Genomic DNA, 26,256 nt, shown 5'->3' with positions numbered 1-26,256 from the left:
ATGATAGTAGTGGGTGTGGGCGTTGGTCCGAATATGTTGACCCAGGAAGCTATAGGGGTAATCAGCAATGCTCCTGTTGTGTATGGTTCAAAACGTTCTATCGAACTTGCAGAAGAGTTCATCAAATGCGATGCTCATATTATTAAAGATTATAAGAATCTCCATCTTTTACCGGAAGATGCAGTTATACTCTCTACTGGCGATCCAATGTTTTCAGGACTTGGTAAGTTTGCCACGGAAAAAGATCGTGTTGTTACAGGCGTATCATCCATACAGGCTGCATGTTCTCGTTTTCATGTTGATATGTCAACACTTGCAATGATCACTGCACATGGCAGGGACCCTGCACCTGCAAAGGAAGTCTTGATAAGGGAAATTGGTCTGGGTAAGAATATATTCCTGCTACCTGCGGACAGCTTTGGACCAAAAGAGATTGCAGCAGTATTACTGGGAATGGGTGTTAATGCAAGAATATGTATCTATGAGGATATTGGTTATCCCCATGAACGTTCTGTTTGTGGAACGGTGGCAGAGCCACCTGAGAATTTATCAGATGTGTACTGCGTTATGATAGTACAATAAATACTCATCATATGAAATATTTGTTGTAATAAAACAATTTCTTCTGATTTTTTTGATAAAGTGATTTTTATATATAATTCGCTTCACTGTTACTTATGATGATTTGTTAGTGTGTATTGTATTATTTCATTATCAGTAAAGTTTCTTAGCTTTCGAGATAAAATTAATAATCTCAGTAGAGAATCGTTATGTTTATGTACCATAACATATTACATCCAATAGCCAAAACAAATTTAGTTGTTCACATGAAACGATTCAAATTGTTCACGGTGCTAACTGGCTTGTTTGTAAGCAGTCCAGTTATTGTTCGTTATATGGAAGGTGAAAAATAATGCATATATTCGAAGGTTTCTTGCCATCTCCATGGTGGCAGTTATGGTTTGTATTTTCTATTCCTGTTATATTGTATGGTATGTACAAATTGAATAAACTTGTAAGTGCAAGACGTGACGTTATTCCTCTGTTGGCAGTTGCTGGCGCTTTTATTTTCGTATTGTCTTCTCTTAAACTTCCGTCTGTGACTGGAAGTTCATCACACCCTACAGGTACGGGAATGGCAGCAATTCTTTTTGGTCCAGGTATTACGGCTGTTCTTGGAGTAATTGTACTCCTCTATCAGGCAATTTTCCTGGCACACGGCGGTATAACCACACTTGGTGCAAACTCTGCATCAATGGCAATTATTGGTCCTGCAGTTGCTTATGCGTTCTATAAGGCTGCATCCAAGGCAGGTATCAACTTCTACCTGAATGTTTTCCTTGCAACAGCAATTGCTGATTGGGTAACTTATGTTGTAACTTCTGTGCAATTAGCAGTGGCGTTCCCTGCGGCTGAAGGTGGTATATTGGCATCATTCACGGCATTTGCCACAATATTCGCAGCAACCCAGGTTCCACTTGCAATAATGGAAGGTGCTCTTACAGCACTTATCATGAAGTATGTTGTACAGATCAAGAGTGATGTATTGATTGACCTGAATGTGCTTAGTACATCTGCAGTTGCAAAACTCAAGGAGGCAATGGAATGAAACTGGAGTACTTTGTAGCTATAATTGTAATTCTTTTTGCTGCTCAGTTCTTTTACGGTGCTGCAGCAAATCCGGATTCCGAATTTGGTGGTGCAGACGGTGCAGCAGGAGATTATGTCGCAGAGAACTTTGGTTATGAACCTTTTGTACCATGGTTCCAGAAATATCTCTTTGAACCACCTGGAGGAGAAACCGAAAGTCTTCTCTTTGCACTTCAGGCTGCATTCGGTGCAATCGTAATTGGTTACACATTTGGATACTATAAGGGCAAAGGTCAGGGTAATTAATTCATGACGTGCTTCTCCTGAAAGAAGCACATTTCCCTTTTTCTTTTTTAAATCTAAATGCTTGTAAACAATTTATTTTGATTAATCTGATTAATTTCAAAGCATTTTATGCAAATTGATTTATGCGTCTACCTTTTTTAGAGTATGATTATAATCGTGGAACATAACAACGAAATACTTATGTATAACGTTCTCTATCGTATTACATTACACTTGTACAGCTATTATTTACACAATTTGTATTGTTTTATAATTGGTTGGATCTAAAAATGGCACATATACTTGATGACTATGCGGTACTGAGCCCACTCAGGTACAAAAATAACTGGCTTAAAATATCCATTGTGACTTTTGGACTACTGGCGGGCGTATCTTCTAACTCACCACTGGTTCCCTTTCTTGTAGCTATATGTATGAGCTTTGCAACTCTTTATTTTGCAAAGATTCCTATATCATTCTATTTCAAGCTACTTGCAGCTCCTGCTAGTTTTGTTATAGTTAGCGTGGTCATAATCGCATTCTTCTTTGGTGAAGGTGCCAAATTATTCTCGTTCGATATTTTAGGTTATACTCTTGGTGTAAGCAAGGCTGGCCTTAATATGGCCCTTTTGGTTTTAGCACGTACACTTGGTGGTATGTCATGTCTGTTTTTCCTTTCTCTAACAACGCCCATGATCGAGCTTTTTTCAGTTCTCAAGGCTACAAAGCTTCCTGACTCATTTCTTGAGATTGCTATGATGATGTATCGTTATATCTTCGTTTTTCTTGATGTAGCAATGGGTGTGAAATATGCTCAGTCCGTAAGGCTTGGTTACAAGGATTTCAGGACATCTTTCAAGTCCATGGTCATGCTTGGAACAAACCTTTTCATAAGGTCATGGGAACAGGGCGAGAAGATATTTGTTTCCATGAACTCGCGATGTTATGATGGAAAATTGACAATTTTGGATGATAAAAGGCCTGTTAAGTTCTCTGAATTAATATTGACTCTAGTTTATTTCGCATTGGTGATACTGACTTTTTATTTTACACGGGGTGCGTCCGTTATTTGAGGTGAGATATATGATTATATTAGAAACAAAAAATCTGAGTTTTTCCTATCCTGATGGTACCCTTGCTCTTGATAATATTAATATTTCCATTGAAAAAGGTAAAAAAATAGCTTTTGTCGGACGCAATGGTTCCGGAAAATCAACATTGTTTCTCTCAATGAATGGAACTCACCGTCCTAAAAAGGGTGAAATACTCTTCCATGGGGAGTCCATGAAATATGATTCTAAATCCCTGAGGGATGTCAGGAAGAATATCGGTATCGTTTTTCAGAATTCAGATGACCAGATATTTGCTCCTACTATCTATCAGGATGTTGCCTTCGGACCAACGAATCTTGGTTATCCAAAGGATAAAGTTGAATCAATTGTTAATAATACTCTGGAATATGTAGGTCTGACGCACCTGAAGGATAAACCTCCTCACCACCTGAGTGGTGGCCAGAAAAAGAGGGTTGCAATTGCAGGTATTGTTGCAATGGACCCTGAATTAATCATTCTGGATGAACCACTTGCAAATCTTGATCCGGTGGGTGCAGATGAGGTAATGGACCTGCTCAATGAGCTTAACTACTTCGGGAAAACAATTATCATATCAACACACGACGTTGACCTGGCATATGGGTGGGCAGATTATGTATTCCTTATGAATGAGCATAAGGTGATCAGTGAAGGTACTCCTGAATCTATCTTCATGGATGAAGAAAATCTGAAAACAGCTTACCTTAGAAGACCTGTTACTCTTGAGATTTATGAAGAGATTAAACGTAGAGGTCTTGTAAAACCTCAATGTTGTCCACGTGACATTCCTGACCTTGTTCATTCACTACGTTCACAGCAGTTATTGTGGGCAAAAGTACCATCTGAGGTAAAAGAAGGGGATTACATCAATCTTGGTATATTGTATGGTGATTATGCACCTGATTCCGGCTACGAGGCTGCAAACTGCAAGGTTCTCCATGTTCATGAAGATAACCTTGCAATTGTAGAAATGGAAAGAAGGCCATACAGGGCAGGTTTTATCGGCATATATGACACATCCAGATATTCTAAAAATGAGCTTTGCGACATAATTCTCAGAGATGAGATTGAATGTGTTGGTGCCATGGGCAAGAGGAGCAAAATCCTTGCAGAAAGAGATGAGATCTATCTCCATGTAACTGCAGGAGTTGTAGACCGTTCAATCCTGAACTCCCTGGCAGGTCAAAGATGCTTAATTCTTACAAATGGCGGCATGGTGTGTCATGCTATGAAAAGGATAAAAGGTTACATGGAAAAAAGCGGAATAAATATCCCGGTTACTGTTGTTAATCCCGAACAAAAAAAGCCAGAAGCAGAGAGCACAAACAATTGATTTTTTATTTTTTGAATCAATTTGTTTTTAGTTCTCGATCATGTTTTTTATGGTGAATTGTCCAATTCCCTCTTTTTCGATATTTAATCCAACAAGAAAAGTTCCAACATGTAAATCTCTTCCATGTGGTATTTTGGATTTGATGTATTCATCGGTTAACCTTGAAGGTGATGCTATTAACGCTTCAGATACAAAGTTCATTCCTTCAGCTTCATCCCATGGTTTAGCACTGATTATCAATAGTGGTACTTCGGTTGTATTCTCCTGACATTTCATTTTGCGGAAGTTGACTACAATGTTGCCAAATACGCAATGATCATTTGAGTTTATGTACTCTTTAATTTCATTCGCATCGCTGATGTCTCTTCCAATAATTTCTCCCTGATATATTATCTTTAGATTATCTGTTGGCCACTTATAGTCTATGTTAGTTACAAAAGCCAGCAATATGTCCGATCTTAGAACTTTTTTGACTCCAATGTTGTGTTTTCTGCCAAGATATAATGAATTCATCTGTTCATCTTTTTCTTCAAGTTTTTTTATTATCTTAACATCATCATTTTCAAGAACGATTGCTTTTTCTATTCCTTTTGTATCATGAAGCATTTCTATAGCTTTTTTATAGATCAATGTATTCAAGATAATTCTCCTACTGAATGAATATTCAATCCCTTTGAATCTGGAAATTGCTGGTTGATGGCAGATGCTGCCCTGTCAATGATTTCATGGATGGCTTCGGCTTCTGGTTCGACCAGAAATCTGGCTATGTCGATCAGCCTATAATTGTGATCAATGTCTTTTTTATATATGTACGTCTGCCAGAACAGTCCATTCTTATGTGTTTCATAAGCTGTATTTTTGTATTCAGCAATTTGTAGGTACATTTTATCCCTCATCGGTGCAGATAATGTATGAAACCAATAATACTAACAGTAATTAGCTTTAATGTATAAATAGTTGTTCGGTTGTCTGGAAATTTTCAGATTTCAATTTGGATTAATTGGGAATTTTATACGCAAAATCAGATGCCTGCTAAGTTGTGAAAATAGGTTTATGCTGGTTCTGTATGAGTATTTTCAGGATGAATCAATCTTCTATCTCGATATTAAGACGCAATTTTGCAACGGGTTCAAGTTTCTTCCATGTAATTGTTACATCATCACTTAATATGTATTTCTGGACCGTCTGGTTACAGAGTTCTCCATCCTTTTCATATATAAAAAATCCTTCATCCCCGTTAACTGCAACTACCTGTTCTATTCCTTTAATCTTCTTTGTTTCCACGATTGCAACCTTTTTCAGGGAATCCAGCAGATTACTGCCTTTTTTTGCCTTCACTGTTTTTGTTGGCGCAAGGATATCCAGTGAACTGGCAACATCTTTGTTATTTATTTCCAGAACATGGGTTTTTCCATATATGTGCCTTTCAATAAGACTGGCCTCTTCAAGAATGCTCACGTGTTTTGATGCAACAGGAATTGATAACTCTTGTTCGCGAGCCAGCTGCGAAATGTGTTTTTCATTTTCATGAAGGCTCTTAATCATTTTTAGCCTTGTTTTACTGTCAAGTGCATAAAACAATTTTAAGAATTGTGATTCAATATCGTTATTCTCATTATCCTCTATACTCATACTACTTGGTAAATAGGTGTATTGGTATATGTATTCTTCTTTTGTCTTATTTTATTTTTGAAAATGCTTGTTACTACATGGTAAAAAGTTAAGCAAGAAGATGACTTTAGAAGAAGATCTAAATCAAAAAAGTGGCGTTCAGGGGATGAGTGAACGCCGGGAATCGATATTAAAATAGGGTGTTTTTAGTATCCTGAAAAAATAAGTTTAAGATTATACTTACATTTTGACAGCTACGAGTGAGAGGCCAAGTTCGCCTTCTACTGCCTTGATCTGTTCAAGATCATCGGATGTAAGTTCTGCGTTTTTGATATCCTGTCCGGAGAATGCAAGAATGGTTACACCCAGTTTCTTTTCAAGTTCTTCAATGGTCTTTACTTTTGATTCGTCTATTTTTGAGTAACTCCATAACATCTTAATTAACTCCTATTTGTTTGAGTAGGGGCAGAACTCTATTTTTTCGATATAAAAGGCTTTACTTTCATTGTTCTTTTATGGTATATCGTGTTATTTGTATGAATAACACACCTTTCTCTTTTTTATGGTATTTGTTAAATCTTATAGTAATATCATTTACTTTTTAAAATAAAGACTTCTTAAGGTTCCTGCTTGTTTTTTCCTGTATTCGTATTTTGGGGGCAACTGCTTCAATTTTTTCACACGCGTTAACAGTTAGTATTTGATTTTTACGAATACGGATTACTATATTTTTATATTAGATTGAACTCGGTATATTGTTATATCTTGCAAAACAATGTGTATAATTATGTATTACTTTCTACTCAATATTCATGCATTATGTAGATTTCACTTAATCTTTCCGCATTATGTTCTAACTTTATATTCCTTTTATTGGGAACTGCAATTATTCTGCTATTGAACTGTATTTTATTTATGGGTGATACTTTGTTTGCTCATATTTGTATTATTTTATCCATCGTCCTTTTCAGAAGTAATTTGCGATTTGTTACTACGGTGTTACTTTAATGCCATTTAATAATATACGAATGCATAATCTATTTATATACTCACTGTAAATTAGTATTACTAACAACAACTATCGTTCTTTGCGCTATATCCTCTAATATAAAAGGAGTAATGATCATGGATATTCTTTCAATAGGAGCAGACGGATTCTCGTCAGGTCTTAGTATTTTTATAGTCATCTCTGCATTTCTGCTTGGTGCACTTCATGCGCTTGAACCGGGTCATGGCAAGTCCATAATGGCAGTTTTTGTCATGGGTACAGATGCAGATCTTAAAGACGCACTTCTTCTAGGGCTGACCATTGTTACATCTCATGTTGTAGTGGTATTGGCACTAGGAGTTGCGTCGATATATCTGGTAGAAGCTTTGAATGTTGACATGACCCATGATATCATGAGTGTAGTGGGGGGCATTATCCTCATAATAGTTGGAGCATGGATTCTCAGGAAATTCTTCCATCCGCACGAACATGTTATCGATACAAAAAAAGGTATCATTGCAATAGGCCTGTCAACAGGACTGATTCCATGTCCTGCTGCACTTGCAGTATTGCTATTCAGCATCGCAAACGATCAGGTGTATAATGGTCTGATATATGTACTAATATTCAGTGCCGGTCTTGCACTGGCTATTACTTCACTGTCAGTTGTATTTGTCAAAGGAAAAGGATTCATTGAGAATTATGTGAGCAGCACCAAAATAAACAAACTTCCACTTGTAAGCGGTTCTGTCATTGTGGTAATTGGTATTTTCACATTGCTGCATCCATTCCTGGTGCATGTGGCACCGTCAATTCATATCTAATGAGCAATGAGGGCCTACAAACCCTCGTAAGTTCTTTTGAGCAATAATGCGTCGCCTTCATTGTCAGGACTTTCACATATCAGCAGACCTTTCACCTTGAAATCTTTCAGAGCACGCATAAGTTCTGCATATTCCATGTCTGAATCATCAAGATTCAGATGATTCCTTTCCCCTTTTTCGTTGTATTCTATGCCTGAAACATGCATGTGCATATCATCAAGTCCTTCACGGCCAAGTTCATTCTCAACAAGTTCCAGCGTGGCAGAGAATTCCTCATAGCTGTTCTCAGCACCATTGCTTCTTGCATGCAGATGCGCAAAATCAATGCATGGGAGTACGTTCTCCAATTCAGCTCCAAACCTTACATTTTCCTGTAGGCTTCCAAACTGTGTCCCCTTTCCGGTGGTCTCAGGTCTGAGTATCACTTCTATACCTTCATCATTAAGCCTTGAAACAAGCTGTTCCAACAATCCAAAAACCTTCTCGTAGACCTTTTCCGGATTCTCTTTGTGATAATATGCAGGGTGGAAAACAATATTTCTTGCACCGCAAAGACTGCCAATTCTTGATGATTTGTAGATTCTTTCAATACTGGCATCTATCTTTTCAGGTTCCTGTGAGTTCAGGTTGATGTAATATGGACCATGAACGCTCAGTGATATCTCTTCATCCTGTGATTTCTCACGAACATCAGATGCAGTAGCTTCACCCATTTTGACTCCACGAACAAACTCAAGTTCCATGCAGCCAAGTCCGAGTTCTTTCACTCTTTCGATACCGGAAATACTGTTTCTTTTCTTTGAGCTTTTGGGTGTTCCGGCAGTCCCAAAAAGCAATCTAGAAGCTTTCATTATGCCATTCCAAGCATTGCTTTGAGTTCCTTCATTTTCTCAGTGGATAGTTTCTCTTCAACCATCTCGATGAAGGTGTCGACATCTTCTTCTTCAAGGGACCTGATGTCCTCTTTTCCTTCCATGGCAAGCTGGAACAGATATTCCATCTCTTCAATGTCCAGTTTTTCCATCCTTGTTCTGAAATCATCAGCGTCCGCAGCAATTTTGTGGGATACAGGCCTGAGAATAAAGGGGTAATTATGTCCCGAATTTGACATTGTGTTCCCACCGAGTTCAGGTGCAAGCTTGTTAAATATCTGATTGTCCATTTCGTTGAATACTCTTCCCATGGACATTAGTTGTAGAAAATAGTTTATAAAATTATGTTCCAAAAAACAGGACTCTTATTTCAGGTGTCCGTGAATATCGATCTCACCGTGCACGATTCTTGTTGATGATATCGGTATTTTATCATCGGCAAGCACAAAATCTACCCTGAAGATCTTGATTTCCTTCATCTTTTTCTCATTTCTGAGCTGATTAATCTTCAGTGCAACAGGATGTGTTTCCGGTGAAACTATAATGTAGTCATAGTTTTTTTCTAGTGTTTTTCCGAAGGGCTCGTTGAGTTTCAGTATTGTATATTCCTGGCCTGCTGAAATCTCATTAATGTATTCAAGAAGATTCTTCTTCCTGGTAGCATAATCAGGAACATGACGTGGACGTTTATTTGCCATCTCATTGGATGTAAGTCCGATATCAACAATTCCATTGTTTCCGGCAAGTTCGAATGCTTTGCGGATAAGTTCCTTGTGTCCGTCATGCAGGCATTCGAATGTTCCGCCTACTACTACTTTGGCCATTGCACCCTTAATGACTGCTTTGAATGATAAGTTTTGTCGTAGTTCTATCATGAATACTATAAATAATACTTTCACTCCGCTCTCTTCAGGTATATATACTCAAAAGTCAATTAGTTAATCGAATTGTGCACCAGAAGAAAACATGTGCACCAAGGAGTTATAATAAATGTCAGAAGTGTTATTGGAAGAACTGGACCATGTGGGTCCGGCGACCGCACAGAAACTAAAAGACGCCGGTTTTACAACCATTGAAGCAATTGCCGTTTCCTCTCCGGCAGAACTTGCAACCGCTGCTGAAATTGGTGAATCTACCGCCTCAAAGATCATTCTTGCAGCCAGACAATCGGCTGATATTGGTGGATTTGAAACCGGTGATATTGTAATGGAACGCAGGAAGCTTGTGGGCAAGCTTTCCACAGGATGTACTGAGTTCGATGAGATGATGGGCGGTGGTATAGACACTCAGGCAATTACTGAACTCTATGGTGAATTCGGTTCCGGTAAAACGCAGGTAGCACACCAGCTCGCTGTTAATGTACAGTTACCCAAAGAACAGGGCGGACTTAGTGGTTCCGTGGTTATTATCGATACTGAGAATACATTCAGACCTGAAAGAATAAAACAGATGGTTGAGGGTCTGTCCGAGAAATACGGTCAGGAATATGATCCGGAAGAGTTCCTGAAACACATACATGTTGCACGTGCATACAATTCCAATCACCAGATACTGCTTGTAGATTCTGCAATGGAACTTGCAAACGAGTTAAAAGATAGTGATATGCCTGTGAGACTTTTCATTGTGGATTCCCTGACAGCTCACTTCAGGGCTGAATATATAGGAAGGGGAACACTTGCAGACAGGCAGCAGAAACTTAACAAACACCTTCATGGCCTGCAAAAATGTGGTGATCTTTATAATGCTTCTGTAATAGTTACAAATCAGGTTATGTCAAAACCAGATGCATTCTTCGGTGATCCTACAAAGCCAATTGGTGGACATATCGTAGGTCACACCGCAACTTTCAGGCTTTACCTGCGTAAATCCAAGGGAGATAAGAGAATAGTCAAACTTGTGGACTCTCCAAACCTTCCTGATGGTGAAGCTATTATTTCTGTAACCACGCCAGGTCTGCGTGACCCATGATATCGGGATACAGTAAATGATTCTCCTTTTAGGAGAACCTTTTCTCTTTTCCCTCGTATTTTATTTTTTTCCGAATGTTTTTTAATTTTATCCGGGAATCACGTCACTGAAAACACTTTTATCTCTCTCTTATCATCTATTGCTTATGAAATACAAGGCTTTAGTAATAGACGTTGATGGCACTATTACTCATATTGATCGCAAACTCAGCCTTGCAGCTGCTGCAAAACTAAGATCACTTGATATTCCAGTTGTGATAGCAACCGGAAATGTACTCTGTTATGCAAAGGCAGTGGCAAAACTCGTAGGTGTTTGCTGTAATATAATAGCTGAGAATGGTGGTGTTATCATTGATGGTTTTGACAATGAGCCAATCGTTTCAGATGTAATTCATGAATGTGAAGATGCCTATGAGTTCCTTTCTTCTGAGTTTGAGATGGAAAAGCTGGATTCCGGTTACAGAAAAACTGAAATCGTCCTCAGAAATAATTTCGATATAGAAAAAGCACGCGAAGTACTGGGGACACGTTTTCCTAATGTAGAGATAATTGACACACATTTTGCCATACACATAAAGAGCAAAAAGATCAACAAAGGAACCGGACTTTTAAAAATGGCAGAGCTTATGGGTCTTGAAACTACTGATTTTGTAGCTATAGGAGACTCGGTCAATGATCTGGAAATGCTTCAAGAGGCAGGATTTGCAGTTGCTGTAGGCAATGCTGATGATTTCTTAAAAGACATTGCAGATTATGTCAGTAAAGCAAGTTACGGAAATGGTACAGTGGAAGCGATAGATTATCTGCAATCAAGCAGTTTGATCTAAATCATTTTGCTGATTCTGATTAAAAAAGAAAGTATGGGGCTGCAAATTAATCTCTGCAGCCATTGTGATCATATTTCTACAGGTTCTGGAGTTAAGCCACGGGCTATATTCTTGTCAACAACGATATAGTCCTTTATGGCTCTGACAGACTCAAAAGGCAGGAGTATGTATTGCTCATCTACCTTATATTTGGAAGTATCAAGACTCATATCCGGTTTTACTATAAGGTCAATGAGGTCTCCTGTCCTGATGTCCATTACAATATTGTATAATATGCCGATTTCCGTTCCATCAGTTGCCATTACCTGTTTGCTCGAAAGGTTCTTTGCAAAGACATTTGCCATTTTCATTCGCCCCTTGATATAATAATTACATCTAAATTTTTCATATATTTATCTGTATCCTATATAAGAACTTGTTTCTTCTTTCTTGATGCCACCCTTGAACTGTGCCTGTATTTTCTCGTAGTAATCAACAAGATTTTCAGACAGTGTGGGTCTAACCTTGTTAAGGGCTTCCTTAAAGTACTTCATACCAACTTTTTCAGCATCAAAATTCTCTCTCAGTGACAGCATTACAGCCTCTCTGCACACTGCTTCGATGTCCGCTCCTACAAATCCCTCTGTCATGCTTGCAAGGTCATCAATTGTAACATCATCTCCAAGAGGAATGTTCTTTGAATGGATCTTGAATATCTGTTTTCTTCCTGCGTATGTGGACTGTCCAACAAGTACCATCCTGTCAAACCTTCCTGACCTTAAAAGTGCAGGGTCAATAATGTCCGGTCGATTGGTTGCGGCAATCACTACTATTTCCTTCAACGGCTCAAGACCATCCAGCTCTGTCAGAAGCTGGTTAACGATTCTCTCTGAGACCTTTGAATCCTCTGACATGGCACTTCTCATCGGTGCAATGGAATCTATCTCATCAAAAAATACAATACAAGGAGCTACCTGTCGTGCTTTCTTGAAAGTTTCCCTGATGGCCTTTTCAGATTCTCCTACCCATTTGGACAGCATCTGTGGTCCTTTAACACTAATGAAATTGGCATTTGATTCATTTGCGACTGCCTGCGCTATCAGTGTTTTTCCGGTGCCGGGTGGTCCAAAGAGCAGAACTCCCTTAGGAGGTTTGATTCCCATGCTAACAAACCTGTCAGGTCTTGTGAGCGGCCATTCCACAGCTTCTTTAATTTCCTGCTTGGCTTTGTCCAGTCCTCCGACATCATTCCATCTGATATCAGGGACCTCTACAAGTACTTCTCTCATTGCAGAAGGCTCAATCTCTCTCAGTGCATTCTCAAAATCGTCCTTGCAGACAACAATGCTATCGAGAATTTCCTGTGGTATATCATCCTCTTCCAGGTTGATATCTGGCAATGCTCTTCTGAGGGAGCGCATTGCTGCTTCCTGAACAAGTGCCAGAAGATCAGCACCCACAAATGCCTGTGTGTGTTTTGCAATATAATCAAGGAACTCCTCGTCAACATCTTCTGCAAGAGGCACGCCACGAGTGTGAATCTGCATTATTTCAAGACGATCATCGGTATCAGGAACTCCAATTTCGATCTCCCTGTCAAATCTTCCCGGTCTTCTAAGTGCAGGATCGATTGCATCAACACGGTTTGTAGCACCTATTATGACAACCTGTCCTCTTTCCTCAAGGCCATCCATCATCGTAAGCAACTGTGCCACAACTCTGCGCTCAACCTCTCCGGTGACATTCTGTCTTTTTGGTGCTATTGAATCTATCTCATCGATAAATACGATTGAAGGGGCATCGTCTTCTGCCTCCTCAAATATCTTACGGATACGCTCCTCACTTTCTCCGTAATATTTTCCCATGATCTCAGGGCCGGCGATGTATAGGAAATTTGCTCTGGATTCATTTGCAACGGCCTTTGCTATCAGTGTTTTACCTGTACCAGGTGGTCCATAAAGGATAATTCCCTTAGGGGGTTCGATATTAAGTCTCTGGAAAAGTTCGGGGTGCTTCAGTGGAAGTTCTATCATTTCCCTGACGCGCTGTATCTCTGTTCCAAGACCTCCGATGTCTTCATAGGTTACTCCGCGGGTTGCACCGTCATAACCACGAACAGGTTTCTGGCGAAGTTCAATTTCAGTGAACTCCCCTATTATGAGTATCTCGTCCTTTGGATCAGTTTCAACGGCAACAAGCGGAATAGCCTGTCCACCACCCATCTGGCTGGTCATAGGCTGTGTCATTGAACTTATAATAGGGATGATGTCGCCTTCTACCAGCGGGCGTTTCATTATGTTACGTTTTATTATCTCGCTGATGTGGTCGCCGTATTCCATGGTGACACCTTCAGGAGGTGCAAGTATCACTTTTGTTGCAGTAACTACTTCTGCCTTCCTTACGGTGATTCTCTCACTAATTCCTACTCCAGCGTTCTGCCTGATAAAACCGTCAATCCTGACAATTCCTTGTCCCCAATCCTGCCTTTCAGCTCTCCATACCTTGGCTGCTGTTTTCCTCTTTCCTTCTATCTCAACTATGTCTCCGGGAGAGAGTTGCAGGCTCAGGAGTGTGGTAGGATCCAGACGTATAATTCCCCTTCCGAAATCGTTTGGATGGGCTTTTTCAACTTTAATCTGAACTTCGTCCATTATATTCATCCCTATAATTACTTTGAACAAACAGTGAGCTTGTAATTTATAGCTACCTATTTTATTCTAAAGAATAAATAAGATATGGTTTCTGGGATGGCCATGTTTAGTATTGAGAAGATTTAAATATCTGTTATGTATACTAAATGCTGTAAGATTTGATACTATTCTGGATTCATTGATAGTTTTATCGTGATTTTTTTCAGTACGGTTTCTTGTCTTAGTTTTGAATTAAAGGACGTGTATTATTTTGTTTAATAACAATGACAGAGAATCAACAGCTCCAGTAGATGTTGGCGAGACATATGAAGTAACAATTGAAGACCTTGCAAGAGAAGGAGATGGCATCGCCAGAGTAGAGGGCTTTGTAATCTTTGTACCTGACACCCAGGTCGGCGACACTGTAAATATCAAGATCACAAGAGTACTGCGCAAATTCGGTTTTGCAGAAAAGGAAGAATAAACTCTTTTAAGAATGGTTAAACCATTCTTCTTTACTTTTTATCTGGTTGCTACCAGAATTTCTTTTAATTATTGATCTGTTTTTTTAAAGAAAGATATTTATCTTCTGTGATCTCATTTTTTATCATGGGGTTAAAAGCATTATTTTTGAATTGTACTTTGAAACGATCACCTGAAATCTCAAATACAAGGGCCCTGATCGATAAGGCTGTAAATCTTTTTGACGAACTTGGCGTAGAAAGTGAAGTTCTCAGAGTTGTGGATTATGATGTTAAGTTTGGTGTTTCCTCTGATGAAGGTGAAGGTGATGAGTGGCCACTTATTCTGGACAAAATCAAAGCCAGTGATATACTTATAATCGGTTCTCCAATATGGTTTGGTGTGCGTTCATCTGTGGCACAGTTAGTGTTTGAACGACTTGCCGGTACTTATGAGGAAAGTGACCCTAAAACAGGTCAGTTTCCGCTTTACGGCAAAGTAGGTGGTGTGGTTATAACCGGCAATGAAGACGGAGCTCACGATGTTGCAGCAACTACGCTGTTTAACCTGACTCATCTGGGTTGTACAGTCCCGCCAAATGTCGATAGCTACTGGGTAGGCGATGCTGGTCCGGGTCCAAGTTATATTGCTGCTGGCGGAGAAAGGCATCTTTATACCAATAAAACTGTCAGATATATGGTGAACAATCTTGTATTCTTTGCAAAATTACTGAAAGATAATCCTATTCCTACGAATATAAACAAGCTTTATGAGGATGCCCTGAAGGAAAGTGACTGAAGTTTTCCTTATCAGGATTAAAAAAAAAGTAATTGTTGATGATGGTTTATTCCATCATCAAATTCATGAGACTTTCTCTTGCCTCTTTTATCTCATCAAGAGTAAGCTCTGTCTTTGAATCTCCGATCTGGATGCTCAGTGAGTTTCCACCAACAGTACCAACGACCGTGCATGGTACTTCTCCAAGCATTTCCTTGACAGCATCAGGTTCTGATGTTGTAATCAGTGCTCTTGCATATGATTCAGAGAACAGGATGTCATCAGCTCTAAGACCCTCTGCTACATTGCTAAGATCTACCTTTGCACCTGTCTTTTCGCACATTTCTGCAAGTGCGACTGCAATTCCACCAAGTGAAACATCGTGTGATGCAGTAATCTTTCCACTTTCAGCAAGTGTAATGAGTGCATCTATGGTAGCAGTTACATTTTCAGGAACCTTTGGTGCTTTACCATCCTTTTCTTTTCCTATGATATTATAGTACTCAGAACCTCCAAGTTCATCGGATGTGCTTCCGACCAGGATAATTGTGTCACCTTCATTAGAGAACACACCAGCTGGTGCCATTGTCACATCTTTGATGTAACCAGCAAGTCCGATAGATGGTGTTGGCACAATTGCTGTCTTAAATTCACCACTTTCATTGTAAAGTGAAACATTTCCTCCGACAACAGGTATTGCCAGGTCTCTTGCAGCATCTCCAAGTCCGAGAATTGCATGCTTGAACTGCCAGTATATGTCAGGTCTTTCCGGGTTTCCAAAGTTCAGACAATCAACAATTGCTATTCCACGTGCACCCTTTACAGCGAGGTTCATTGCGTTCTCAACAACAGTTCCTTTTCCGCCTGAATATGGGTCAAGGAGCGTGTGTCTTGGGTTGCATCCGCATGAAAGTGCTATTCCTTCATTTCCATCAATTCTAAGTATGCCTGCATCGTCGCCTGGTTTTGTTACAGTTCTGACCTGAACTTCATGGTCGTACTGTCTGTAAATCCATCTCTTTGATGCAACGTTGTGTGATGACAGTACATCGAGAATTGCCTGTTTGATGTCTGCCGGAAGTTCCGGTTTTTCTCCAATGTCACGTTCCTGCGGAGCAGTTGATGGGCGCTCAAAAGTAGGAGCACCTTCTGTCAGGAGTTTGACCGGAATGTCTGCTGCAATCTCTCCCTGGAACTGCACTGTATAGTTAAGTTCCTCTGTAAGTTCACCAATCATGCTTCCATTAAGGTCATATTTCTTTGCTATCTCAAGGACAGCATCAACATTCTCAGGTTCAACTTCAAGAAGCATGCGTTCCTGTGATTCTGCTATGAGGATTTCGTATGGTGTCATTCCTGTTTCACGAAGAATGACATTGTCTGCAATGATCTTCATTCCAAGGTTACCTTTTGCTGCCATTTCTGAGCTTGCACCGGCAAGTCCTGCTGCACCAAGGTCCCTGCATGATTTTACGTATCCTTTTCCAATAGCTTCAAGTGTTGCCTCTATAACAAGTTTTTCTGTAAATGGATCCCCAATCTGGATACTTGGCCTGTCTTCTGCTTCAGAATCTTCTGAAAGGTCTCTTGATGCGAATGATGCTCCTCCAAGTCCATCTCTTCCGGTGGTTGAACCCATAAGCACAAGCTTGTTACCTGCTTTCTGTGAGCATGCGGTTACAACATCTTTTTCACGTGCAAGACCCACTGCAACCACATTTACAAGAGGGTTTCCGCTGTATGATTCGTCAAAGAATGCCTCTCCACGTACAACTGGCACTCCGATACAGTTTCCATACCCTGCGATTCCTTCTATGATGTGCTCGAAAAGGTAGAGGTTCTTAGGATTGTTAAGAGGACCGAAATAGAGCGGGTCCATAAGTGCAATTGGTCTTGCTCCCATGGAAATGATGTCACGCACAATTCCGCCAACTCCGGTTGCAGCACCATTGTATGGGTCAACGTATGATGGGTGGTTGTGGCTCTCCATTCCTATTGCAAGTACCCATCCGTTTCCAAAACTGATAATTGCTGCATCGTCACCAGGACCAATTATTACCTTGTCTCCGGTGGTTGTAAATGTTTTAAGCAGGGGTGCGCTTGAGCGGTATGAGCAGTGCTCACTCCACAGATTAAGGAAGCATCCCTGTTCTACAAGATTAGGTTCTCTTCCCATTTTCTCTGTTATGATCTTTAAGTCATCTTCAGGTAACATCTATGTTCCTCGGTAATTGAGTATTATTATAATATGGTGATTCTATCAGGGCTTTAAAGAACCCGGAATGTAATAAACATTTCTTTGAACAGGTTTAACATATGTGCGTATTTATATATTCCTTGCAACATTTTTGAGTCTACTGGCATTGATTCTCAAATTTTAATGTATCGCCGGGTTTAATCCTTAATTTTTCAGATTTGCCATGAGACGTTTCGATGATGTATTTTACCTTTTCCTGACAGGAGCAAGTACCTATCCATGCTTTCAGACTGGATGTTTTTATGACCCTTTTCTCATCGTTAAGGAAAATAGCATCAATTGGATAATTGACAAATAGCATGTGTAACGAAACTCTCTGAGATTTCTTCATTACAAATACAAGGGCATAGTTATCAGGTATCCTCTTAGTGAACATAAGCCCCTTGATCTGCTTTAGCATGCTACAGGCAAAATCAACGTCTGTTGCTACTTCTTTACCATTAGATTTTAATATCATCGAAGTTCTACTCTATTCATCTATTTGATTAAATGCATATGGAGTGTTTAAAATAGATAATAATGTCGGAGGAAATACCACAAGATGAGTTCAGAAATGTGTTCAGTCTGCGGATTGCCAAAAGAACTTTGCATTTGCGAAGAAGTGGCAAAAGAGCAGCAAAGAATAATTGTCAAAGTAAATAGAAGAAGATATGGTAAAGAAGTAACAGTTGTAGAGGGTTTTGACGCCCATGAAATTGATCTTCATGAACTATCTACTTACCTGAAATCTAAATTCGCATGCGGTGGAACTGTAAAAGGAAATTCTGTTGAGCTTCAGGGAAATCACCTGACCCGCATGAAAGATGTTCTTATTGCAAAGGGATTTTCTCCAGATCAGATAAAGGACTAATATTATTCTTGCATGTGTGTGCAGACACACACATTTTTACGGCATCTAGCTGATTATATTCTTTGGCATACTTGCTGAAGGATATTTATTTATTACAAGTCTTCTCTTCTTATTATAGGAACCATGAAACGAATCTATATGGATCACAGTGCAACCACTCCAGTTGATTCGCTGGTTGTGGATGCCATGTTGCCATTTTTTAGTGAGATCTTTGGCAATGCTTCCAGTCTCCATTCATTTGGAACCGAGGCGGCAGAAGCTCTCTCCCTTGCACGTAAACAGGTTGCAGATGCCATCGGTGCCCTCCCCGAAGAAATCATATTCACATCCGGTGGGACCGAGTCTGACAATCTTGCGATAAGAGGTGTGGTTCCATTCAATGAAGGTAAAAAGCACATTATAACCTCTGTTATCGAGCATCCTGCTGTGCTCAATACATGTTCTTTCCTTGAAAGTCTGGGACATGAAGTTACATATGTTCCCGTGGATGTTGATGGTATAATTGATGTAAAGGTACTTGAAGAATCAATTCGAAAAAACACTGCAATTATATCAGTAATGCATGCAAACAACGAAGTTGGTACCATCCAGCCCATTGAAGAGATATCCGGAATTGCAAAAGAGCACAATATCTATTTCCACACTGACGCCGTTCAGAGTGTTGGAAAGATTCCTGTTAATGTGGATGATCTGGGCGTGGATATGCTCTCTATTTCTTCACATAAAATACATGGTCCCAAAGGTGTCGGAGCTCTTTATGTCCGCAATGGGACAAATATCAGCCCTATAGTTTTTGGAGGAAATCACGAAAAGGGAATGCGTTCAGGTACTGAGAACGTTTCCGGTATTGTGGGATTTGGAAAGGCAATGGAACTTGCTGCTGAACGACTGAGCGAAGATTCAGTACACATGACCCGGATGCGTGATTCACTTATAAGCAGGGTATTTGATACTATTTCCGATGTTCGCCTGAACGGCCATCCTTCCAAACGCCTTCCAAATAATGTAAACATGAGTTTCAAGTATGCTGAAGGTGAATCCATGCTTATGCTGCTGGATATGCAGGGAGTTGCAGTATCTACAGGTTCAGCATGTTCTTCAAAATCACTGAAAGCTTCACATGTACTCAGTGCCCTGAGGATAGAAGATGAATTTATACATGGTTCCCTGAGGATGAGTCTTGGCAGGGAGAATACCATGGATGATATTGATCATATGGTCGATGCTTTGCAGGAAACAATTACTAAGTTAAGGGCAATGTCTCCACTTGCTGACAGATAATTATGGGGGAGTGGTTATGTATTCTAAGAAGGTAATGGAGGAGTTCAGCAATCCCGCAAATGTGGGGGTTGTTGAAGATGCTGATGGTGTGGGTGAGGTCGGAAGCACAATAGATGGCGATATAATTAATATATCTATAAAGGTTAAAGATAACATACTGGAAGATGTTAAGTTCAAAACATTCGGTTGTGTTGTTGCAATTTCCACATCAAGTGCTGTTGTGAAGCTTGCAAAAGGCAAAACAGTTGATGAAGCCATGGCATTGACCAACGAAGATGTTATCAGCTATCTCGATGGTCTTCCTGAAGGAAAAGACAGATGTTCAGGTTTTGCTCTGGACGCATTGAAAATGGCAATTAATGATTATATTCATAAAAATAAATAGCATAAGAAAAAGGTGACTTTCTGTGAAAACAACATGTGAGATCATGGTTCAACGTGTATTACCTGCCATCCGTGCAGAACTTGCAAGATGTATGATATGGGAACATGGGAAAAACCAGCAGGAAGTTGCAGAAATTCTTGAACTCTCCAGAGCTGCAGTATCTCAGTATTTGAATGATAAAAGAGGTGCAGAGGTAGATTTCTCAGAGGAAGCCCAGGAAGAGATACAGAGATTTGCAGCGAAATTAATTGAAGGAATGAGCACCCGGGAACAGGTTGCAGGTATGTGCAATGTGTGCAAGTTTGTTCAGCGTTCCGGCTGGCTGAATAAAAATGAACCGGATGCCGGCTATTGTATCCTTTGTGGAGACCCGGAAGTCATTGACTCCTAATCTTTGCATAAAATGCAAGGGCAAAGGTCTTTGTGGAAGGCCATACTGCCCTATTCTTGAAAAATTCAAATCCATTGAATCAGTGGTTCCCAAATCATCAGGAGATACATCCATATTTGGAGCATCTCCTCCCTCTGTTTTTGTAGGCAGGCATAACTATCCGAATGTGATGGCAGGGCCAATGATTCCTCCGCAGCTCTGCGGGGATGATGCAATGCAACTTGAAGACCCTAAGGCATTGCTGAAAATGAACATACAGGATGTCATAGCTTCTCGCTCCCAGCTTGTCAGGGCAAGTACCGGGATTAGTGTGAAAAATGCTCGTACTCCTGATAATCCTCTTATTGAGAAATCCCAGGAACTCGCTCTATCAAAAAAACCGGTGGATACAGAAGCATGGTTCAATAAGCCGATCAGTAACAAACTGAAATTCGATAATGTGCTGACTCCTATGGGTCCGTCAGGCGATCTTAGGAAGTTCGATATAACTGAAAATCCGAAGGTTCCAAAAAAAGTGGATTCTCTTGTTTATGACGACGATGCCCTGGCAAAGGATGCTATATCTGAACTCTGGGATGGCAATATCCCTGCAGAACACATCTCACGTCTGCTTTCCATCGGTCTTTTAGGTCAGGAAAGAAAACTCGTTCCTACACGCTGGTCAATAACAGCAGTTGATGACATGGTTGGAAAAGACCTTCTGGCAGAGATAAGGGATTACCAGCAGTTAAGTGAGGTAACCGTTTTTAGTGGCGGTGTTTTTGGCAACCATTTCGAGATAATCCTGATCCCACGTATGTTCTCATTTGAACTAATAGAGGTCTGGATGCCCCGTACTGTCTGGTCAGGTGGTAGCACATGGATAGAAGCAGATCACGAAGGGTTTGGAGGAAAAACAAAGTATTCCAACCTTGCAGGTGGGTATTATGCAGCCCGCCTTGGTGCTCTTGAATATCTCAAATCCATAAGAAGACAGGCCACCATCTTTATGGTAAGGGAGATTCGTCCGGAATATTGGGCTCCGCTTGGAGTCTGGGTTGTGAGGGAAGGTGTAAGGAAAGCTTTCAGCAAAGAGCCTGAAAAGTTTGGTTCAACAGAACATGCAATAGCAAATATTTCCAGCCGTTTAAAGACTGATAGATCAAAATGGATGGCTCAGGCAGCTATGTTGCCGGATATCCGTTTCCAGCGAACTCTGGACTCGTTCTTCTAAATAGTTCTATATATCTTATTTATGGCTATATAGTATATAGTAGGCATCTTTATGACCTGTTCTTTGCTTAGGAGGACTAAATCTATATAGTGGAGAATATTTTCGATGAGTCTTTTTGATCCTCTCGTATTGTTACTGGTTGCAGCAGGTCTGTACATGGCATGGAATATTGGTGCTAACGATCTTGCAAACGCCATGGGAACGTCAGTAGGCAGCGGTGCGTTGTCTATAAAACAGGTAATTATCATCGCAGGTCTATTTGAGTTTGGAGGTGCTATTCTTTTTGGAAAGAGAGTAACTTCGACAATCGCCAAGGGAATCGTTCCAATTGATTCCATAAGCATAATAGACCCGCATCTTGTGGCTATAGGTATGTTTGCAGCTATTCTTGCAGCCAGTTTCTGGATCACTCTTGCCACCTTCTATAATCTTCCGGTATCCACAACTCACTCAATAGTAGGTGCGGTTCTTGGTTTTGGTCTGACTGCGGCCTATCACGGGATTATCGGTTACAGCGAGATAAAATGGGCTGTTCTCACCAAGATCGTTGGTAGCTGGCTTGTATCACCTCTTCTTGGAGCTATAATTGCTTATATCATATTCAGTCTGATTCGATATTTTATCCTTCAGAAAGCTGATGACCCATACAATATAGAAAAGAAATTCGTTATCTTCCAGACAATGACTGCATGTTATATCGCCTTTGCACACGGTTCCAATGATGTTGCAAATGCGGTAGGTCCGCTTTATGCAGGACTTAGTTCTCTTGATATGGCAGGAATAAGCGTTCCTCTCTGGGTAATGGCACTTGGGGGTATTGGAATGGTTATCGGACTGGCCACATGGGGTTACCGTGTCATTGAGACCATAGGTACACGTATCACAGAACTTACCCCTACCAGGGGATTTTCAGCAGAATTTGCAACAGCTTCAGTAGTTGTGCTCCATAGTTACAGTTCTTTGCCAATATCAACCACACATACCCTTGTAGGTTCAGTAATTGGTGTAGGTCTTGCAGGTGGTCTTGCAGCGGTTGATTTAAGTGTTATCGGAAAGATAATTGTTTCATGGGTAGTTACAGTACCAGTAGCAGCCCTTACATCTGCACTGATATTTGCAGGACTGTTGGGAGTTGGAATATGATCAAAAAAGAGTATATTCGTTCCGTATTGAATGTATTTGCAAGCTCACCTTTCAAGCCTCTTGTAATGCATGCCAACAAAGGCGGGGATTGTGTAAGAAAGCTCAATGAGTCTGTTATGGCTTACTGTGACGGTGACATGGAAAAAGTCGAAGCTTTGAACAAAGAGATCGATGTATTAGAACATGAAGCTGATGTCATTAAACAGACCGTTCGCTCTGAACTATCCTCTTCTATTATGCTTCCTGTGAATGCAAATGATCTGCTTAATTTCCTGAAACCCCAAGACTCGATATCTGATGATGCTCAGGAAGTTGCATTCTGGCTCACACTGAGGAAATTTGAAGCTCCATTTGAGATACACGAAGGTTTCTGTGAACTCATAAATAAGACCCTTGAAACCGTGGAACTTTATGAGGACCTTGTTGCAACACTTAGTGAGCTTCTCGAAACATCGTTTAGTAAGAGGGATGTTGAAGAAACCCTTGCCCTTGTAACAAAAGTTGAGGAAATGGAACATCAGGTAGACATCATAGAAAAGGATCTTGTTAAGCAGATATTCCGCAACGAAGATGCAATTGGTGCACTTGGGGTTTATCATCTATCTCTTCTTGTAAGGGGAATAGGCGACATTGCAGACAAAGCCGAGCACGCAGCTGATAGATTAAGAACAATGGTTCTGAGAAGGTAATCACCTTCTCATACTTTAATACTTATTTGTGAAGACAGTTGTCTTCATTCATCTTTTTCAGCAATTCAACAACTGAATAAGCTGCACGGGTTATTCCCATACTTCTTTTATCGGTATCAGTTCCTGCAGCATATAATCCCTTAATAGGTGTCCTTACATCTGCAAAATATCCGTCAATGGTAACTGCAGCTTTTTCAGGGATTGTTATCTGATTGTGTGTCATTTCAATATGATCCTCAATTCCCGGAATTGCCTTGTATATTGTGTCATATGCTTTTTTAATCTGCACATCTTCATTCTCATCAGATTTGAGAATAAATGAAAAACCTACAAGCTGTTTTCCTTTGGGTGCCAGTGAAGTATCGTAGTTGCTTATTGGCATTGCCCAGTATGGTGAATCCTTAAACCATATCTCAGAACCAATATATTTGAAATCCTCCCTCACGGAATCAAGCCCTGTCCATACGGTCAGGCTCTTTGTGTGTGTAACTCTCTTCAAATCCTGGATATAGTTATTTGGAAGACTTTCAATCATTTGCGGCAGGTTTGAGACAAATCCTGTGTAGACCACTTTGTCAGCCCTGTATACCTCATCAGCTTCAACACCTATGACTTTTCCTCTTTCAGTGATTATCTTCTTCACTTCACAGTCTGTTTTGATCTCCACGGTATTTGGCAGAGAGAACAGGACAGCATTAAGTATGCCTTTTAATCCTTTTCTGGGATATCCCTGTGAATAGTTTACTTTATTAGTGGCCAGTCTTCCAAGTGATGTAAAAGGATTGGATACTTTGGTGAGTTTCATCTGCAGGGAAGTATGAACATTTGGCGGCAGGAATGATTTTGGCACCGGTTCAGGGCTCATTTTCTCATTGTGTTTGAGAATGCTTTCAAGCTGCTCCTCTGGAACACTGTCTCTCACAAAACTGCTTCCTGCAAGAATTCTCTGGGCAGATGTCTGCTTCATGTCCTTGCCTGAAAGGAAATAGCATATTGTATCAATGAAATTGTATGTATCTTCTGTCAGGTTAGCTGGCATGAACTCATATACTGATTCTTTGGACAGGTCTGTTCCAAATGTCGAAAGGGTGAGTGCCTTTGTAATGGCCTGTGTAAGAACGATTCTGTCTTTACGTGGCAGAACATCGAATGTAACAAATTCCTTCACGTTGGAAGGGACCTTCATAAACTGATTTTCTGTTCTCACATAATAGTTGCCATACTCTTCAAAGACCGGCAGGTAGTCAAAATAGTTGTCCATGAGTCTTCTAAGAGGCCCTACTTCAAGATGTGTAATGGCGTGCGCACCTGTATCTACCTGGAAACCATCAACCATGTAGCTGTTACAGTTGCCGCCGATAAATTTACTTTTTTCAAGAACAAGTACTCTGTTACCGTGTTTTGATAAAGTGAGTGCGGACAGGAGTCCGCTTATACCGGCACCTACAATAATCACATCGTAATCTTCCATCATTTCCCCTCATTACGATAGTGATCTTATTCGAATATTTCAGGTACTATACGCTTTGCAACTTCTTCGTATGCTTTTGAAAGGTCTCCCTTGTCAAAGCGGAAAATATCCTTATCCATTGACTGGCCTGTGCTCTTGTCCCAGAGGCGGCATGTGTCACATGAGATCTCATCAGCAACAACGATCTTGCCATCCACTCTGCCAAACTCAAGTTTGAAGTCAGGTAGCAGGAAGCCTTTTTCATCAAGGTAGTTTTTCAGTATTTCGTTGATCTTAAGAGCCATCTCACGTATTTGTGCTACTTCTTCATAAGTAGCAATACCCATTGCAACAGCGATATCCTCATTCATCATAGGGTCGCCGTGTTCATCGCTCTTGTAATCCATAACAAGTACAGGTGTCTTGAAAACAGTTCCTTCTTCAATTGGGTATTTGCGTGTAATGGAGCCTGCTGCAATGTTCCTTGGGATCACTTCAATTGGAATGATCTCTACAGCACGGACCAGCATCTCGTTGTCTGCTTCCATTCCAAGGTAATGTGTTGGAATTCCTTCTTCTTCGAGCATTTCAAAGAGCTTTCTAGAAATCTGTGCGTTGAAATATCCTTTCTTTTCAGCTTCACTCTTCTTTTTACCGTCAAATGCAGTAAGGCTGTTTCTGAATACTGATATTAGTTTATCAGGGTCTTCTGTCCTGTAAATGGTCTTTGCTTTGCCTGAGTACAATTCTTCTTTTTTCATCTGCATCATCCTCTTACCAGTGTTGTTATTGATTATTTATTATATAGATGTCCTATAATTATTTATGTTTTAATTAATGTATCATTTATGTAGTAGAAATGCATACTAAATGTTATTATAGTACTGTATTAATAACTACATTGTTTATTGTATTTGATTATTTTATAGGTGAATCATATGGAACAGGAACTTATGCGTATAGGGGTATCGCTTCCCGAAAATCTTCTCACTAAATTTGATTCCATCATTGAACAAAGAGGTTATTCCTCACGTTCCGAAGGGATCAGAGACTCAATCAGGAATTATATTACCCATTATGAATGGATGAGTGACGTTAAAGGAAGGCGTGTCGGTACTATCACATTGATCTACGACCATACCAAACGTGGCCTTTCAAGCGCTCTCACCGAGATACAGCATGATTACTCTCATATTATTAAGTCTTCCGTCCACATCCATCTTGACCATGATAACTGTCTTGAGGTCATAATCCTTGATGGTGAGGGTGAGGAAGTAAAAGCAGTTGCAGAAAGGACAATGGCACTAAAAGGTGTCAATTATGTCAAGCTTAACACAGCACTTCCTGCTGAGAAAATATAA

Annotated in this window: 31 protein-coding genes; 18 read left to right on the top strand and 13 right to left on the bottom strand. The window is 40.2% G+C overall.

Annotation, left to right across the window (positions count from 1 at the left end; translation table 11 throughout):
• From cbiE to FKV42_RS04560, 5 genes are all read left to right on the top strand, one after another.
• The gene (gene cbiE, locus FKV42_RS04580; protein WP_154809066.1) at window positions 1-582 is read left to right on the top strand and encodes a precorrin-6y C5,15-methyltransferase (decarboxylating) subunit CbiE; all 582 of its coding nucleotides are present in this window, start codon (window positions 1-3) and stop codon (window positions 580-582) included.
• A gap of 331 nt (window positions 583-913) precedes the next feature.
• On the top strand, window positions 914-1,609 hold the full coding sequence (locus FKV42_RS04575; protein WP_154809065.1) for an energy-coupling factor ABC transporter permease: 696 nt from the start codon (window positions 914-916) through the stop codon (window positions 1,607-1,609).
• A complete protein-coding gene (locus FKV42_RS04570; RefSeq protein ID WP_154809064.1) occupies window positions 1,606-1,896 on the top strand; it encodes an energy-coupling factor ABC transporter substrate-binding protein in 291 nt (96 codons plus the stop codon). Before FKV42_RS04575 ends, FKV42_RS04570 begins: the two co-directional genes overlap by 4 nt.
• Window positions 1,897-2,165: 269 nt before the next feature.
• Complete coding sequence (gene cbiQ, locus FKV42_RS04565) at window positions 2,166-2,948, top strand: cobalt ECF transporter T component CbiQ (protein ID WP_154809063.1); 783 nt, start codon at window positions 2,166-2,168, stop codon at window positions 2,946-2,948.
• Window positions 2,949-2,958: 10 nt separating this feature from the next.
• A complete protein-coding gene (locus FKV42_RS04560; protein ID WP_154809062.1) occupies window positions 2,959-4,299 on the top strand; it encodes an energy-coupling factor ABC transporter ATP-binding protein in 1,341 nt (446 codons plus the stop codon).
• 27 nt (window positions 4,300-4,326) lie between these two features.
• Here FKV42_RS04560 and FKV42_RS04555 read toward each other — a convergent pair whose 3' ends face one another.
• From FKV42_RS04555 to FKV42_RS04540, 4 genes are all read right to left on the bottom strand, one after another.
• On the bottom strand, window positions 4,327-4,938 hold the full coding sequence (locus FKV42_RS04555; RefSeq protein ID WP_154809061.1) for a hypothetical protein: 612 nt from the start codon (window positions 4,936-4,938) through the stop codon (window positions 4,327-4,329).
• Window positions 4,935-5,183, bottom strand: coding sequence for a hypothetical protein (locus FKV42_RS04550; RefSeq protein WP_154809060.1), 249 nt, complete (start codon window positions 5,181-5,183; stop codon window positions 4,935-4,937). The genes FKV42_RS04555 and FKV42_RS04550 overlap by 4 nt, the downstream gene beginning before the upstream one ends.
• A gap of 202 nt (window positions 5,184-5,385) precedes the next feature.
• Window positions 5,386-5,931, bottom strand: coding sequence for a winged helix-turn-helix domain-containing protein (locus FKV42_RS04545; RefSeq protein WP_154809059.1), 546 nt, complete (start codon window positions 5,929-5,931; stop codon window positions 5,386-5,388).
• A gap of 219 nt (window positions 5,932-6,150) precedes the next feature.
• The gene (locus FKV42_RS04540; protein WP_154809058.1) at window positions 6,151-6,345 is read right to left on the bottom strand and encodes a hypothetical protein; all 195 of its coding nucleotides are present in this window, start codon (window positions 6,343-6,345) and stop codon (window positions 6,151-6,153) included.
• A gap of 690 nt (window positions 6,346-7,035) precedes the next feature.
• Here FKV42_RS04540 and FKV42_RS04535 point away from each other — a divergent pair.
• A complete protein-coding gene (locus tag FKV42_RS04535; RefSeq protein ID WP_154809057.1) occupies window positions 7,036-7,722 on the top strand; it encodes a HoxN/HupN/NixA family nickel/cobalt transporter in 687 nt (228 codons plus the stop codon).
• A gap of 14 nt (window positions 7,723-7,736) precedes the next feature.
• Here the strand turns inward: FKV42_RS04535 and FKV42_RS04530 are convergent, their stop codons facing one another.
• The 3 genes from FKV42_RS04530 to FKV42_RS04520 are packed head-to-tail and all read right to left on the bottom strand — an operon-like array spanning window position 7,737 to window position 9,418.
• On the bottom strand, window positions 7,737-8,573 hold the full coding sequence (locus FKV42_RS04530) for a TIM barrel protein (RefSeq protein ID WP_154809056.1): 837 nt from the start codon (window positions 8,571-8,573) through the stop codon (window positions 7,737-7,739).
• A complete protein-coding gene (locus FKV42_RS04525) occupies window positions 8,573-8,905 on the bottom strand; it encodes a hypothetical protein (RefSeq protein ID WP_154809055.1) in 333 nt (110 codons plus the stop codon). Before FKV42_RS04525 ends, FKV42_RS04530 begins: the two co-directional genes overlap by 1 nt.
• 54 nt (window positions 8,906-8,959) lie before the next feature.
• Window positions 8,960-9,418 carry a phosphopantetheine adenylyltransferase gene (locus FKV42_RS04520; protein WP_154809054.1) on the bottom strand — a complete coding sequence of 153 codons (459 nt, stop codon included), beginning with the start codon at window positions 9,416-9,418 and terminating at the stop codon, window positions 8,960-8,962.
• 166 nt (window positions 9,419-9,584) lie between these two features.
• Here FKV42_RS04520 and radA point away from each other — a divergent pair, with 166 nt between their 5' ends.
• On the top strand, window positions 9,585-10,562 hold the full coding sequence (gene radA / locus FKV42_RS04515) for a DNA repair and recombination protein RadA (protein ID WP_154809053.1): 978 nt from the start codon (window positions 9,585-9,587) through the stop codon (window positions 10,560-10,562).
• A gap of 145 nt (window positions 10,563-10,707) precedes the next feature.
• Window positions 10,708-11,388 (top strand): phosphoglycolate phosphatase, encoded by a 681-nt coding sequence (locus FKV42_RS04510; RefSeq protein ID WP_154809052.1) that lies wholly within the window; start codon window positions 10,708-10,710, stop codon window positions 11,386-11,388.
• Window positions 11,389-11,456: 68 nt separating this feature from the next.
• Here the strand turns inward: FKV42_RS04510 and FKV42_RS04505 are convergent, their stop codons facing one another.
• Both FKV42_RS04505 and FKV42_RS04500 read right to left on the bottom strand, forming a co-directional pair.
• Complete coding sequence (locus FKV42_RS04505) at window positions 11,457-11,732, bottom strand: PRC-barrel domain-containing protein (protein ID WP_154809133.1); 276 nt, start codon at window positions 11,730-11,732, stop codon at window positions 11,457-11,459.
• A 48-nt stretch (window positions 11,733-11,780) separates the two neighbouring features.
• A complete protein-coding gene (locus tag FKV42_RS04500) occupies window positions 11,781-14,018 on the bottom strand; it encodes a CDC48 family AAA ATPase (protein ID WP_154809051.1) in 2,238 nt (745 codons plus the stop codon).
• 250 nt (window positions 14,019-14,268) lie between these two features.
• Between FKV42_RS04500 and FKV42_RS04495 the strand changes: the two genes are divergently transcribed.
• Together FKV42_RS04495 and FKV42_RS04490 are read left to right on the top strand one after the other, a co-directional pair.
• Entirely contained in the window at window positions 14,269-14,481 is a 213-nt protein-coding gene (locus FKV42_RS04495) for a TRAM domain-containing protein (RefSeq protein WP_023844906.1), read from the top strand.
• A 125-nt stretch (window positions 14,482-14,606) separates the two neighbouring features.
• Window positions 14,607-15,257: a flavodoxin family protein gene (locus FKV42_RS04490; protein ID WP_154809050.1), complete on the top strand. Its 651-nt coding sequence runs from the start codon at window positions 14,607-14,609 to the stop codon at window positions 15,255-15,257.
• Between the two features lie 46 nt (window positions 15,258-15,303).
• Here FKV42_RS04490 and purL read toward each other — a convergent pair whose 3' ends face one another.
• Together purL and FKV42_RS04480 are read right to left on the bottom strand one after the other, a co-directional pair.
• On the bottom strand, window positions 15,304-17,451 hold the full coding sequence (gene purL / locus FKV42_RS04485) for a phosphoribosylformylglycinamidine synthase subunit PurL (RefSeq protein WP_154809049.1): 2,148 nt from the start codon (window positions 17,449-17,451) through the stop codon (window positions 15,304-15,306).
• Window positions 17,452-17,590: 139 nt separating this feature from the next.
• Complete coding sequence (locus FKV42_RS04480) at window positions 17,591-17,950, bottom strand: DUF192 domain-containing protein (RefSeq protein ID WP_154809048.1); 360 nt, start codon at window positions 17,948-17,950, stop codon at window positions 17,591-17,593.
• Between the two features lie 84 nt (window positions 17,951-18,034).
• On the opposite strand from FKV42_RS04480, the gene yciH reads away from it, so the two are divergent.
• The 7 genes from yciH (at window position 18,035) to FKV42_RS04445 (ending at window position 23,445) form a co-directional block, all read left to right on the top strand.
• Window positions 18,035-18,343, top strand: coding sequence for a stress response translation initiation inhibitor YciH (gene yciH / locus FKV42_RS04475; protein WP_023844901.1), 309 nt, complete (start codon window positions 18,035-18,037; stop codon window positions 18,341-18,343).
• A 123-nt stretch (window positions 18,344-18,466) separates the two neighbouring features.
• The gene (gene nifS / locus FKV42_RS04470; protein WP_154809047.1) at window positions 18,467-19,624 is read left to right on the top strand and encodes a cysteine desulfurase NifS; all 1,158 of its coding nucleotides are present in this window, start codon (window positions 18,467-18,469) and stop codon (window positions 19,622-19,624) included.
• A gap of 16 nt (window positions 19,625-19,640) precedes the next feature.
• A complete protein-coding gene (locus FKV42_RS04465) occupies window positions 19,641-20,009 on the top strand; it encodes an iron-sulfur cluster assembly scaffold protein (RefSeq protein ID WP_154809046.1) in 369 nt (122 codons plus the stop codon).
• 22 nt (window positions 20,010-20,031) lie between these two features.
• Window positions 20,032-20,400, top strand: coding sequence for a transcriptional regulator (locus FKV42_RS04460; RefSeq protein ID WP_154809045.1), 369 nt, complete (start codon window positions 20,032-20,034; stop codon window positions 20,398-20,400).
• Window positions 20,351-21,613 (top strand): Nre family DNA repair protein, encoded by a 1,263-nt coding sequence (locus FKV42_RS04455; RefSeq protein WP_394348044.1) that lies wholly within the window; start codon window positions 20,351-20,353, stop codon window positions 21,611-21,613. Before FKV42_RS04460 ends, FKV42_RS04455 begins: the two co-directional genes overlap by 50 nt.
• Window positions 21,614-21,718: 105 nt before the next feature.
• Window positions 21,719-22,756 (top strand): inorganic phosphate transporter, encoded by a 1,038-nt coding sequence (locus tag FKV42_RS04450; RefSeq protein ID WP_154809043.1) that lies wholly within the window; start codon window positions 21,719-21,721, stop codon window positions 22,754-22,756.
• Complete coding sequence (locus tag FKV42_RS04445) at window positions 22,753-23,445, top strand: TIGR00153 family protein (RefSeq protein ID WP_154809042.1); 693 nt, start codon at window positions 22,753-22,755, stop codon at window positions 23,443-23,445. Before FKV42_RS04450 ends, FKV42_RS04445 begins: the two co-directional genes overlap by 4 nt.
• Before the next feature lie 22 nt (window positions 23,446-23,467).
• Here FKV42_RS04445 and FKV42_RS04440 read toward each other — a convergent pair whose 3' ends face one another.
• Together FKV42_RS04440 and purC are read right to left on the bottom strand one after the other, a co-directional pair.
• Window positions 23,468-24,916, bottom strand: coding sequence for a phytoene desaturase family protein (locus FKV42_RS04440; RefSeq protein WP_154809132.1), 1,449 nt, complete (start codon window positions 24,914-24,916; stop codon window positions 23,468-23,470).
• Between the two features lie 26 nt (window positions 24,917-24,942).
• On the bottom strand, window positions 24,943-25,656 hold the full coding sequence (purC, locus tag FKV42_RS04435; RefSeq protein WP_154809041.1) for a phosphoribosylaminoimidazolesuccinocarboxamide synthase: 714 nt from the start codon (window positions 25,654-25,656) through the stop codon (window positions 24,943-24,945).
• A gap of 177 nt (window positions 25,657-25,833) precedes the next feature.
• On the opposite strand from purC, the gene nikR reads away from it, so the two are divergent.
• A complete protein-coding gene (gene nikR / locus FKV42_RS04430; protein ID WP_023844892.1) occupies window positions 25,834-26,256 on the top strand; it encodes a nickel-responsive transcriptional regulator NikR in 423 nt (140 codons plus the stop codon).

The organism is Methanolobus vulcani, assembly GCF_006546655.1.
Classification (GTDB): Archaea; Halobacteriota; Methanosarcinia; order Methanosarcinales; family Methanosarcinaceae; genus Methanolobus; species Methanolobus vulcani_A.
Note: the sequence above shows the minus strand (reverse complement) of the source record. Positions and strands in the feature narration are given on the sequence as shown.

Excerpts from the sequence above, each read along its gene's own strand:
- cbiE (WP_154809066.1), top strand. The coding sequence starts at position 1 with ATGATAGTAGTGGGTGTGGGCGTTGGTCCGAATATGTTGACCCAGGAA.
- FKV42_RS04575 (WP_154809065.1), top strand. The coding sequence starts at position 914 with ATGCATATATTCGAAGGTTTCTTGCCATCTCCATGGTGGCAGTTATGG.
- FKV42_RS04570 (WP_154809064.1), top strand. The coding sequence starts at position 1,606 with ATGAAACTGGAGTACTTTGTAGCTATAATTGTAATTCTTTTTGCTGCT.
- cbiQ (WP_154809063.1), top strand. The coding sequence starts at position 2,166 with ATGGCACATATACTTGATGACTATGCGGTACTGAGCCCACTCAGGTAC.
- FKV42_RS04560 (WP_154809062.1), top strand. The coding sequence starts at position 2,959 with ATGATTATATTAGAAACAAAAAATCTGAGTTTTTCCTATCCTGATGGT.
- FKV42_RS04550 (WP_154809060.1), bottom strand. The coding sequence starts at position 5,183 with ATGTACCTACAAATTGCTGAATACAAAAATACAGCTTATGAAACACAT.
- FKV42_RS04545 (WP_154809059.1), bottom strand. The coding sequence starts at position 5,931 with ATGAGTATAGAGGATAATGAGAATAACGATATTGAATCACAATTCTTA.
- FKV42_RS04540 (WP_154809058.1), bottom strand. The coding sequence starts at position 6,345 with ATGTTATGGAGTTACTCAAAAATAGACGAATCAAAAGTAAAGACCATT.
- FKV42_RS04535 (WP_154809057.1), top strand. The coding sequence starts at position 7,036 with ATGGATATTCTTTCAATAGGAGCAGACGGATTCTCGTCAGGTCTTAGT.
- FKV42_RS04530 (WP_154809056.1), bottom strand. The coding sequence starts at position 8,573 with ATGAAAGCTTCTAGATTGCTTTTTGGGACTGCCGGAACACCCAAAAGC.
- FKV42_RS04525 (WP_154809055.1), bottom strand. The coding sequence starts at position 8,905 with ATGGGAAGAGTATTCAACGAAATGGACAATCAGATATTTAACAAGCTT.
- FKV42_RS04520 (WP_154809054.1), bottom strand. The coding sequence starts at position 9,418 with ATGGCCAAAGTAGTAGTAGGCGGAACATTCGAATGCCTGCATGACGGA.
- radA (WP_154809053.1), top strand. The coding sequence starts at position 9,585 with ATGTCAGAAGTGTTATTGGAAGAACTGGACCATGTGGGTCCGGCGACC.
- FKV42_RS04510 (WP_154809052.1), top strand. The coding sequence starts at position 10,708 with ATGAAATACAAGGCTTTAGTAATAGACGTTGATGGCACTATTACTCAT.
- FKV42_RS04505 (WP_154809133.1), bottom strand. The coding sequence starts at position 11,732 with ATGGCAAATGTCTTTGCAAAGAACCTTTCGAGCAAACAGGTAATGGCA.
- FKV42_RS04500 (WP_154809051.1), bottom strand. The coding sequence starts at position 14,018 with ATGGACGAAGTTCAGATTAAAGTTGAAAAAGCCCATCCAAACGATTTC.
- FKV42_RS04490 (WP_154809050.1), top strand. The coding sequence starts at position 14,607 with ATGGGGTTAAAAGCATTATTTTTGAATTGTACTTTGAAACGATCACCT.
- purL (WP_154809049.1), bottom strand. The coding sequence starts at position 17,451 with ATGTTACCTGAAGATGACTTAAAGATCATAACAGAGAAAATGGGAAGA.
- FKV42_RS04480 (WP_154809048.1), bottom strand. The coding sequence starts at position 17,950 with ATGATATTAAAATCTAATGGTAAAGAAGTAGCAACAGACGTTGATTTT.
- yciH (WP_023844901.1), top strand. The coding sequence starts at position 18,035 with ATGAGTTCAGAAATGTGTTCAGTCTGCGGATTGCCAAAAGAACTTTGC.
- nifS (WP_154809047.1), top strand. The coding sequence starts at position 18,467 with ATGAAACGAATCTATATGGATCACAGTGCAACCACTCCAGTTGATTCG.
- FKV42_RS04465 (WP_154809046.1), top strand. The coding sequence starts at position 19,641 with ATGTATTCTAAGAAGGTAATGGAGGAGTTCAGCAATCCCGCAAATGTG.
- FKV42_RS04455 (WP_394348044.1), top strand. The coding sequence starts at position 20,351 with ATGCCGGCTATTGTATCCTTTGTGGAGACCCGGAAGTCATTGACTCCT.
- FKV42_RS04450 (WP_154809043.1), top strand. The coding sequence starts at position 21,719 with ATGAGTCTTTTTGATCCTCTCGTATTGTTACTGGTTGCAGCAGGTCTG.
- FKV42_RS04445 (WP_154809042.1), top strand. The coding sequence starts at position 22,753 with ATGATCAAAAAAGAGTATATTCGTTCCGTATTGAATGTATTTGCAAGC.
- FKV42_RS04440 (WP_154809132.1), bottom strand. The coding sequence starts at position 24,916 with ATGGAAGATTACGATGTGATTATTGTAGGTGCCGGTATAAGCGGACTC.
- purC (WP_154809041.1), bottom strand. The coding sequence starts at position 25,656 with ATGAAAAAAGAAGAATTGTACTCAGGCAAAGCAAAGACCATTTACAGG.
- nikR (WP_023844892.1), top strand. The coding sequence starts at position 25,834 with ATGGAACAGGAACTTATGCGTATAGGGGTATCGCTTCCCGAAAATCTT.